At 28.4% G+C, this 9,406-nt stretch carries 9 protein-coding genes; 7 read left to right on the top strand and 2 right to left on the bottom strand.

The features are described 5' to 3' along the window. A partial coding sequence (locus tag CAMP5060_RS00975; RefSeq protein ID WP_337217730.1) for an autotransporter outer membrane beta-barrel domain-containing protein occupies positions 1 to 2,169 on the bottom strand: 2,169 nt, incomplete at its 3' end. Between the two features lie 163 nt (positions 2,170 to 2,332). Here CAMP5060_RS00975 and glmU point away from each other — a divergent pair. From glmU to truA, 7 genes are read left to right on the top strand one after another with little or no spacing between them, the layout of a single operon-like run. After that, complete coding sequence (gene glmU, locus CAMP5060_RS00970; protein WP_214100347.1) at positions 2,333 to 3,625, top strand: bifunctional UDP-N-acetylglucosamine diphosphorylase/glucosamine-1-phosphate N-acetyltransferase GlmU; 1,293 nt, start codon at positions 2,333 to 2,335, stop codon at positions 3,623 to 3,625. Continuing rightward, complete coding sequence (coaBC, locus tag CAMP5060_RS00965) at positions 3,622 to 4,785, top strand: bifunctional phosphopantothenoylcysteine decarboxylase/phosphopantothenate--cysteine ligase CoaBC (protein ID WP_337217729.1); 1,164 nt, start codon at positions 3,622 to 3,624, stop codon at positions 4,783 to 4,785. The genes glmU and coaBC overlap by 4 nt, the downstream gene beginning before the upstream one ends. Beyond that, positions 4,782 to 5,402 (top strand): hypothetical protein, encoded by a 621-nt coding sequence (locus tag CAMP5060_RS00960; RefSeq protein WP_214100349.1) that lies wholly within the window; start codon positions 4,782 to 4,784, stop codon positions 5,400 to 5,402. The genes coaBC and CAMP5060_RS00960 overlap by 4 nt, the downstream gene beginning before the upstream one ends. Before the next feature lies 1 nt (position 5,403). Beyond that, positions 5,404 to 6,072, top strand: coding sequence for a polyprenyl diphosphate synthase (gene uppS, locus CAMP5060_RS00955; protein ID WP_087700608.1), 669 nt, complete (start codon positions 5,404 to 5,406; stop codon positions 6,070 to 6,072). Then, positions 6,069 to 6,818, top strand: a complete 750-nt coding sequence (locus CAMP5060_RS00950) for a prepilin peptidase (protein ID WP_214100350.1) — start codon at positions 6,069 to 6,071, stop codon at positions 6,816 to 6,818. The genes uppS and CAMP5060_RS00950 overlap by 4 nt, the downstream gene beginning before the upstream one ends. Beyond that, the gene (locus CAMP5060_RS00945) at positions 6,815 to 7,840 is read left to right on the top strand and encodes an LptF/LptG family permease (RefSeq protein WP_214100351.1); all 1,026 of its coding nucleotides are present in this window, start codon (positions 6,815 to 6,817) and stop codon (positions 7,838 to 7,840) included. Before CAMP5060_RS00950 ends, CAMP5060_RS00945 begins: the two co-directional genes overlap by 4 nt. Beyond that, on the top strand, positions 7,840 to 8,574 hold the full coding sequence (gene truA, locus CAMP5060_RS00940) for a tRNA pseudouridine(38-40) synthase TruA (RefSeq protein ID WP_214100352.1): 735 nt from the start codon (positions 7,840 to 7,842) through the stop codon (positions 8,572 to 8,574). Before CAMP5060_RS00945 ends, truA begins: the two co-directional genes overlap by 1 nt. Here the strand turns inward: truA and CAMP5060_RS00935 are convergent. Then, a complete protein-coding gene (locus CAMP5060_RS00935; protein WP_087700612.1) occupies positions 8,528 to 9,406 on the bottom strand; it encodes an EamA family transporter in 879 nt (292 codons plus the stop codon). The genes truA and CAMP5060_RS00935 overlap by 47 nt on opposite strands.

Below are 9,406 nucleotides of genomic sequence, written 5' to 3'. Positions count from 1 at the left end.
GTTTCCTTTGATGATGAAATTTGAACTTGAACCAACAAATCCAGCTACAAAATCATCTCCATTATTCATTACATATTGTTCTATTTTTGGAGTGACAAATAAATATGATGTTTCACTCATATATTTTCTAAATTCAGCACCTAATTCTAAAGATATAGAATTATTTGTCATGCTTTGAACTTCTTTTGCAAACATACCACTTTCTTTATAACTTGGAGTGTGTGCGTAGTAGTAATTTATACCAGCAAAAGGCTTGATAAATAATGATGATGAATTTGGATTAAAAATTCTACCAGCATTAGCGCTTAAGCCAAAGAATTTACTATCAAAATCAGCATTACTAGAATCACTTAGCATTGCTACACTTTGATCTGTTGGAGAAATTTGTCCATAAGCTCTTAAATTAATTTCCCATTGATCATTTGGATTAATCAAAGAATAAATACCAAATTGATAGTTATCTGATTTTTGCTCCATAACACCATCTTTGATAGTTGAATCAGCATAGGTAAAGTAAAAACCAAGTAAAGCATTATCATTGATTTTTCTATCAGCACCTAGTGTAAATCCATATAAAGCACCACTATCTCCATCTATGATATTTGCACCACCAAAAACATTACCCCAAAAGCTATTGTTAAACGAAGAATTTCCATAATAATTATAAACATCACTTGCTAGTGCTGCTATATGGGTTGTAGCAAATTTTTCTACTAAAGCTTTATCTTGATAAGGATTTGAAAGTTTTGCTACTCTTGTTCCAATGGCTAGATCATTTGCTACACCTATAGATGAATTAACAGAAGAATTTTGAGCATTATTTACTATAGCTTTTGCACTTGCTTTTGTATTTGTAGTAAGTGTGTTTAGATTTTTTCCTGTGGTATCTAGAGTGAGTGCTGCAACAGCATCATTGCTAAGTTTAGAATCTAAAATACTATTTAGCATATTTACAGCTAAATTTTTATTTTCTAAACTAACATCTTTCATATTTTCAACTAAATCACCACCATCAAATTTTCCACCATTATCTTGTATATCTTGGATTTGTTGTTCTAATTTTTTAATTTGTTCTTGCAGTTCTTTTTCTGCTTGCGCTATGGCTTCAAGCATAGCATCATCGCCAATATATCCTGGTTTTTGGTAGGAATTTTTGTTATATTCTTCATCATATTCTATATTCTTTTTTATATTCTCAAAAGTATCTAAGGCTTCTTTTCTAATATCAATTTCAGATTTTAATATTTTTGATAAATCTCTTACATTTTCATTAGCACCACCGCTAATTAAAAGACTTTTGCCATCATTAGAAACACTAAGTTTATAATCTGTAAATTGAGCCAAATCAGTATCTTCAAAAAATACATTTTTTGGTAGTAAATTGCTTGTTTCAAGCATGCTCGTTATATCTTTAGTATATAGTGCTGTTACTATGTTTTTATCTATATCTTGGTTAAAACTACCTGTTGTTTTTATAGCTACATAGTTGTTTATACCTAAATTTGAAACACTATTTGTACTTATACCTATAGCCGAACCTTTTATATTTACATCTCCATCTACAGAGATTAAGCCACCTTTTTTATTTGCATCATATATACCAATAAAAGAATTATTTACATTTAAATTTCCTTGTATGCTCATATAGCCATCTTTTTCGCCATATCCATTCCATACAAATAAACCAGGTCTATCAAGTTCTTCGTTGTATATATTGTCAATTGTTATAGGTGAGCTACCATTGAATGTAACATTTCCCTTTATATTAAAGGCTTTATTTGCTTCTAAAGTAGCTCTATCAGAATTTAAAATGATTTCTTTTGCTTCTAAATTAACGCTATATAAATCATATTTTGCTTCATTAGTCGAAGTGCTACCTACATCTATCCAATTATCTCCATCTCCAATAGTTAAAATACCACTTGTTTTGATATTAAATTCTTTTATAGGTTTATCATGATTTTCTCCACCATAGTATGATTGAATATCTGAAGGGCTTATTTTTAATTCTATATTTTCTTTAGAATCTAAACTCCAAATTCCATCTTTATAGTTAAAAAAATCAGATAAATTTATATAATTTATCTCTTGTGCTAAAGCAGTGCTGCTTAATAAAGCACTAATGCTAACTCCCATTAAAACTTTACTTGTATGATAAGAAAGTTTCATTTGATTGCTCCTTTAATTTTAAATTAAAAAAAAGCAATTATACCCCCCCCCATAAATTTCAGTTTAAAGTAAATGAAAATCTGTAAAAAACAAATAACAACTAGTAAGAATTTTTACTTTAGCTTGTTAAAATAAGCAATAATTTTTAAAACAAAGGTAAATTATGAAAATTTCTGTGCTTATTTTGGCTGCTGGACTTGGCACGCGTATGAAATCACAAAATCCAAAAGTACTTCAAAAAATTTGCTCAAAAGCAATGATTTTACATATTTTAAAACAAGCATATAAGATTAGTGATGATGTATGTGTAGTGCTTTCTCATCAAAAAGAAAAGGTTGAACAAGTTGTTTTAGAGCATTTTCCAAATACACGTTTTTTAGAACAAGACTTGCAAAATTTTCCAGGTACTGCAGGGGCTTTAAGGGGCTATGAGAGTAAGCATGAAAAAGTATTGATTTTATGTGGTGATATGCCTTTAGTTAAAGCAGATGATTTAGAAAAAATAGCTTTAAATGAGAGTGATTTTAATGTGGCTGTTTTTGAGGCAAAAGATCCAAAAAGTTATGGAAGAATAGTATTAAAAGAAAATAAAATTCAAAAAATAGTAGAAACAAAAGATGCAAGCAAAGAAGAACTTGCTATAAACATTTGCAATAGTGGTGTTTATGCTATAAAAGCACAAATTTTAAAAGAAGTATTGCCTTTGATAAAAAATGATAATAAAGCTAAAGAGTATTATTTAACCGATGCAGTTTATTTAGCAAAAGAAAAGGGCTATGAAATCGATGCGGTGTTTGTAAATGAGCAAGATTTTATGGGGGTAAATGATAAAGTAGAGCTTTGCCTAGCTCAAGATCTTATGCAAGAAGCGATTAAAAAAGAATGGATGAAGCAAGGAGTGATTTTTCACATGCCTGCGACGACTTTTATTTCAGATGAAGTTGAGTTTGTAGGCGAGTGTGAAGTGTATGAAAATGTGCGTATAGAAGGAAGATCAAAAATCATTAATTCTATCATTAAAAGTTCAAGTGTGATTGAAGATAGTATAGTAGAAAATAGCGATGTAGGGCCTTTAGCGCATTTGCGTCCAAAATGTCAGCTTAAAAATACCCATATAGGAAATTTCGTAGAATGTAAAAATGCTTTATTAAATGGAGTTAAAGCAGGACATTTGAGTTATTTAGGAGATTGTGAGATAGATGAGGGAACTAATATAGGTTGTGGTACTATCACTTGTAATTATGATGGGGTTAAAAAATATAAAACCAAAATAGGTAAAAATGTTTTTGTGGGTTCAGATACGCAATTTATTGCTCCGGTTGAGATAAAAGATGAGGTAATCATCGCAGCAGGAAGCACAGTGCATAAAAATGTAGAAAAAGGTTCTATGTATATTAGTAGAGCTAATGCTCAGATTGTAGAAAATTACTATTATGAAAAACTAGGTAAAAAATGAAAACTATCTTACTAGCAGTAAGTGGAAGCATAGCTTTTTATAAAGCTTATGAGCTGATTTCTTTATTAAAAAAAGAAGGTTTTAGGGTTAAAGTTTTGCTAAGTCAGGGAGTTTTGAAATTTGGTACTAGGCTTAGTTTTGAAGCTTTAGCAGATGAAATTTTATGTGAAGATAACGAAAGTTGGCAAAATACTAATAATCATATAGCCTTTAGTAAGACTTGTGATTGTGTGCTTTTTGCACCTGCTAGTATAAATTCTATTAATAAACTAAACTATGGTATAGCGGATAATTTATTTATTCAAACTTTAATAGCAGTAGATAAAAATAAACCATTTTTAATTGCACCTGCTGCAAATACAAACATGTATTTACACTTTAGTACTCAAAAATCTTTAAAAAATTTAAAAGAGCAAGGCTATATTATCATTGATCCTATAGTTAAAACTCTAGCTTGTAAAGACGAGGGCTTAGGAGCTTTGGCTGAGCTTGATAGCATTATAAATGCTTTAAAAAGAAGCTTAATGCAAGAAGATTTTTTTAAAGATAAAAGTTTTGTTATAAGCGGTGGCGGTACTAAAGAAAAGATCGATGATGTAAGATGTATTAGTAATTTTTCAAGTGGAAAAATGGCAAAGGCTATTGCTGATGCCTTGTATTTTTTAGGTGCTAAAGTAGTATTAGTTAGCTCAGTGGAGTTTAAAGCACCTTATAAATTAGAAAAATTTGAATCTTCTTTAGAATTAAAAGAAAAATTGCAAAAATACAAAGAATTTGATGCTTTAATTATGGCTGCTGCTGTGAGTGATTTTACTCTTGAGGCTTACAAGGGTAAGATTAAGAAAAATGAGCATTTAAACGGACTTGATTTAAAATTAAAGCTGAATGAAGACATCTTAAAAAATTTAGATTTTAAAGGTAAAAAAATAGGCTTTAAAATGGAATTTGATGCGCAAAATGCTTTAGAAAATGCTAAAAAATCTTTAGTTAGTAAAAATTTAGATATGGTGTGTTTAAATGTCTTAAATGAGCAAATGAACTTTGGAAGTGATGAAAATAGCATTTGTTTTATCACTAAAGATAGTACCTCTCAAAGTTCTAAACAAAGCAAAGAAAAACTTGGCTTTATTTTAGCGCAAGAATTAAGGAAACTTTGGTGAATATCATCAACTCAACCTTACCTGTAAGAATGCAAATTTTAGAAAAACGCGCATTTAATCGCTATGTATTGCTTTTAAACACTAAAAAGCTTGAAACAAAAAGTATGATAGAACTTGAAGTAGGGGAGGAGTATTTAGCTGAAGTTTATGAAGACAAAGGTGTAATTTCTTTTAAAAATCTGTTGAAAAAGCCTAAAATTAGACTTTTTGAAGAGGGAGCTGAACTCATAGAAAAACTTTTGCAAGAAGGTGATGAAAAAGCTTGGTATAAAAAATTCATCATTCAAAGACTTATGGAAAGTAAAAGCGCATATGAGTTTGAAATTTATAAAGAAATGTTTTTTGCATTTTTTGAAGGAATTTATCATATACCTTTTGTTTATGAGGGAAATAGGGCTTTGTTTGAAGCTAAGAAAAATGGAAATATTTTAGAAGTGTATTTGTATTTTGAAATTTTTGGTGCCTTAAAAATTATAATTGATAATGGTAAAATCACACGCATACAAACACCTTTTGCTAAAGTAGCGCATTTTTTAAACGAGTATTTTAAATTTGAAGTAGTTAATACGCTTAACCCTATGTTTGTTTTTAAAAGATTGATGGATATAAAGGGATAGAATGAATGAATTAAAACATCTTGCTGTGGTAATGGATGGCAATAGAAGATGGGCTAGAAAAAATGGACTTTTAGAAAAAATTGGCTATAGTCAAGGTGCTAAAGTTGTTGAAAAAATCATAGAAGTATGTATAGATGAAAAAATTCAAAATCTAACCCTTTATGCTTTTAGTACAGAAAATTGGCAAAGACCAAAAGAAGAAGTAGAGTTTCTTTTTAAGCTATTAAATAAATATCTTGATGAATCTTTAAATAAATTTATAGCGAATGAAGTGCGTTTTAAAGCTATAGGAAATTTAAGTCTTTTAGACGAATTAACCTTAAAAAAAATACAAAATTTTCAAGAACAAACTAAAAATTACACAAGATTATGCGTAAATTTAGCTATTTCTTACGGAGGCAAGGATGAGATAGTTAGAGCGGTTAAAAAGGTGATTGAAAAAAATCTTGAAATTAATGAAGCAAATATACAAGCAAATCTTGACTTAAGCGAGGATGTAGATTTGTTTTTAAGGGTAGGGAGTGCTAAAAGAATTTCAAATTTTTTATTATGGCAGTCAAGTTATGCAGAAATTTATTTTAGTCAAACCTTATTTCCTGCACTTACTAAAAAAGAAATCGCAAATATCATTACTGAGTTTAAAAAACGCAAAAGAACCTTTGGTAAATGATATTTTTCTTTTTATTATTGGGACTTTGCGTGGGTTCTTTTGTCAATGTTTTGATTTTAAGAACGATTAATAAAGAAAGCACAATAAGTCCAAGATCAAAATGTCCTAAGTGTTTCAAAACTTTGAAATTTTATCATCTTTTTCCTTTGTTGTCTTTTGTATTTTTAAAAGGCAAATGTGCTTTTTGTAAAGAAAGAATTTCTTTGATTTATCCTTTTAATGAATTTCTTTGCGCGTGTTTGTTTGTCTTTGCTTTTTATTTAATCGAAGATGTTTTTCAAATTTTAATTTTTGCTTGTATGCTAGCTATATTTTTAGCGCTTTCTTGGATGGATTATTATCTAAAAGCAGTGAGTGAGCTTTGGCTTTGGATTTTATTTATTTTAGCTTTTTGTTTTGATTTTTTGCAAAATGGCTTAAATTTAGAGGATTTTCAAGATAGCTTTTTATTTCGAGTGTGTTTTGGGGCGGGGTTAATTTTCATACTAAAAAGTGTGATTAATTTTATTAAAAATTTTAAAAAAAGAGATGAAATTTTAGAAAGTTTAGGGGAAGGTGATGTTATAATAATAGCTTTGATTTTTGGAATTTTTGGCTACGAAAAAGGCTTTTTGATTTTATTTATTGCAAGTTTTTTAAGTCTTTTGATGTTTATAAAAATAGCCAAGAAAGATTATCAAATGCCTATGATTCCTTTTTTATTTTGCGGAATTTTGATTAATCTAAGTGTAGAAAGTATATTATGAAACTAGTTTATAAGTATTTGCTTAATCAGTTTTTAAGCACAATGTTGTCTTTATTTTTTACTTTATTTATTATTGTTTCGATTATATTTTTTATACAACTTGCTAAAATTACTGCTTATATTGAAATTACTTTTTTTGAATTAATCAAATTATATATTTTTCTTTTACCAAAGATATTGATTTTTACTTTACCCATATCTTTTTTTATTGCTTTGACTTTGGCATTTTATAGACTTTCTAGGGAAAATGAAAGCACGGTGTTGTTTGCTTTGAGTATAGCTCCAAGTATGATAGCAAGTTTTTTTGCAAAAATTGCAGCTTTAGTAAGTGCTTTTATGCTTGTGGTGGTTTTGGTTTTTATACCTATATCTTTTGAACTTTTTGATAATTTTGTAGATTATAAAAAAATTAGTGCTAAAGTAAGTATAAAAACAGGGGAATTTGGACAAAGATATGGAGAATGGCTTGTTTTTATCGATGCTAAAAATTCTGATGAAACTTATAAAAATATTATAATGTATCATCCAAAGAAAAACCCACAAGATAAAGAACAAGTGATTTTAGCTAAAGAAGGAAAGTTAGAAACAAATGATGGGGTTATTACTTTTAAACTAGATGAAGGAAAGGCTTATGAAATTAAAGAAGAAGATTGGCATATTTCTAGTTTTAAAAATTTATTAATTAAAAGTAAACTTTCTTCTAAAGAATTAAATACTCAAAGTTTTTATGGGTATTGGTCTGATGTAACAAGCAATAAAGAAAAAGCAAAAGAATTTGTTATTTATATTCTTATAGCTTTATTTCCTTTAGCTAGCGTGCTTTTTGCACTCTCTTTTGGTATAGTAACTTATCGTTATGAAAAAGGTTTTGCTTATTTTGGAATTTTTGTGATTATTTTTGCTTATTTTACGCTTTTGATTAGTTTTTATAATCCACCTTTTGTAGCTATTGCTGTGATTTTTTCAAGTTTTTTAATTACTTCTTTGTTTTATTTTAAAGCAAAAATTGCAAGTAAGTATTAATGCTTTTAAAATTAACTTTTTCTTATGATGGTTCTAAATTTCAAGGTTCAGCTACCCAGCCACACAAGCTTAGTGTCCAAGATACCTTAGCGCAGGCCTTGTCGCATTTGGGTATTTATGAAAAGCCTTTATTTGCTTCAAGAACTGATAAAGGTGTGCATGCATTTAATGCAGTTGCTTGTGTCAAAGCAGGAGAACATTTTAAAGATTTTGTATATTTAAAAAATAAAATCAATCATTTTGCACACCCATTTATACATATAAAACATATTCAAAGAATGCAAGAAAATTTCCAAGTGCGTTTTGATGTGCAAAAAAGAGCATATCGCTATATTATAAGTCATGAAAAATATAATCCTTTTTTAGCCTCTTATGTGTATTTTTATCCAAAAATAAATATTAAATTAGCCAAGGAAATTGCTTTTTTATTTGAAGGAGAGCATGATTTTAAACTCTTTCAAAAAGAAGGCTCTGATAATAAAACAAGCATAAGAAAAATGTATAAAACTAGAGTTTATACTTATAAAAATCATACTGTGTTTTATTTTGAAGCAAATGGCTTTTTAAGATCACAAATTAGAATGATGATGACAAGTATTTTAAAAGTATTAGAAGGAAAAATGAGCCAAAATGAGCTTTTAGAGCAAATCAATGCTAAAAAAGCTCATTGTAGATTTTTAGCTCCTGCTAGTGGTTTGTATTTGAGTAAGATTTCTTATTATAATAATGCATGATTTTTTTATGTATAAAAAATGAAAAAAGAATGATCAAAGTACCTATGCAAAAAGGTAGTAGCTCTACATCTACTCCAAAAATACTCATATTGATAAAAATACTTATAGGTATAATGGCATTATTCATCAAGGCTAAAACCCCGCTATCTACTTCAGTGGAGCCTTTATTCCATAAAAAATATCCAAATCCTGAAGCAATAGTGCCAAGATAAATTAAAGCTATCCAAGAGCTTAAATTGGATGGTAAATTATTATAATCTCCAAAAAATAAAAAAGCAGGTAAGGTTATGCTGGTTGCTCCTAAATAAAAATAAGAAAAAGCTTCTTTTTGACTTAAATTTGCATTTTTTTCTAATAAAATTTTATAAAAACTTTGTCCAGCTCCAAATACTAAATTAGCCCCTTGAATAAGTAAAAAGCCATATAAAAAATTAGAGTTAATATTATCAAATTTAACTACAAAAGCACCCATAATACATATAAAAATACTTATGAAATATAAATATCTAAGATTTTTTGAAAAAAGCCCATAAAAAAGCACAACATAAAAAGGCGTAAAAATAGTAAAAAGTGCTACTTCGCTTACACTTAAATATAAAAAAGAATGATAATAAAATAAATTCATCACGCCAAGTTGCAAAGCTCCAATGCTTATGAGTTTTAGTTTTAAATACAAATTTATCTTAAAATTTAAAAAAGGTAAAAATACCAATAAAGACAAAAAAACTTTTGCAAATGCTGCAAAAAAACTATCCATTTCTAAGGTGATAAAATGCCCAATTAATGGAAAAGAAAAAGCCCAAATAAAACTTGCTAGTAATAAACTTGGCAT

Origin of the sequence: Campylobacter sp. 1569, from assembly GCF_024723675.1 — a bacterium.
Classification (GTDB): Bacteria; Campylobacterota; Campylobacteria; order Campylobacterales; family Campylobacteraceae; genus Campylobacter_D; species Campylobacter_D jejuni_C.
The sequence above is the reverse complement of the archived record's forward strand: the minus strand, read 5'-3'. Positions and strand labels throughout refer to the sequence as shown.

Excerpts from the sequence above, each read along its gene's own strand:
- truA (WP_214100352.1), top strand. The coding sequence starts at position 7,840 with ATGCTTTTAAAATTAACTTTTTCTTATGATGGTTCTAAATTTCAAGGT.
- CAMP5060_RS00945 (WP_214100351.1), top strand. The coding sequence starts at position 6,815 with ATGAAACTAGTTTATAAGTATTTGCTTAATCAGTTTTTAAGCACAATG.
- uppS (WP_087700608.1), top strand. The coding sequence starts at position 5,404 with ATGAATGAATTAAAACATCTTGCTGTGGTAATGGATGGCAATAGAAGA.
- CAMP5060_RS00950 (WP_214100350.1), top strand. The coding sequence starts at position 6,069 with ATGATATTTTTCTTTTTATTATTGGGACTTTGCGTGGGTTCTTTTGTC.
- CAMP5060_RS00935 (WP_087700612.1), bottom strand. The coding sequence starts at position 9,406 with ATGCCAAGTTTATTACTAGCAAGTTTTATTTGGGCTTTTTCTTTTCCA.
- coaBC (WP_337217729.1), top strand. The coding sequence starts at position 3,622 with ATGAAAACTATCTTACTAGCAGTAAGTGGAAGCATAGCTTTTTATAAA.
- glmU (WP_214100347.1), top strand. The coding sequence starts at position 2,333 with ATGAAAATTTCTGTGCTTATTTTGGCTGCTGGACTTGGCACGCGTATG.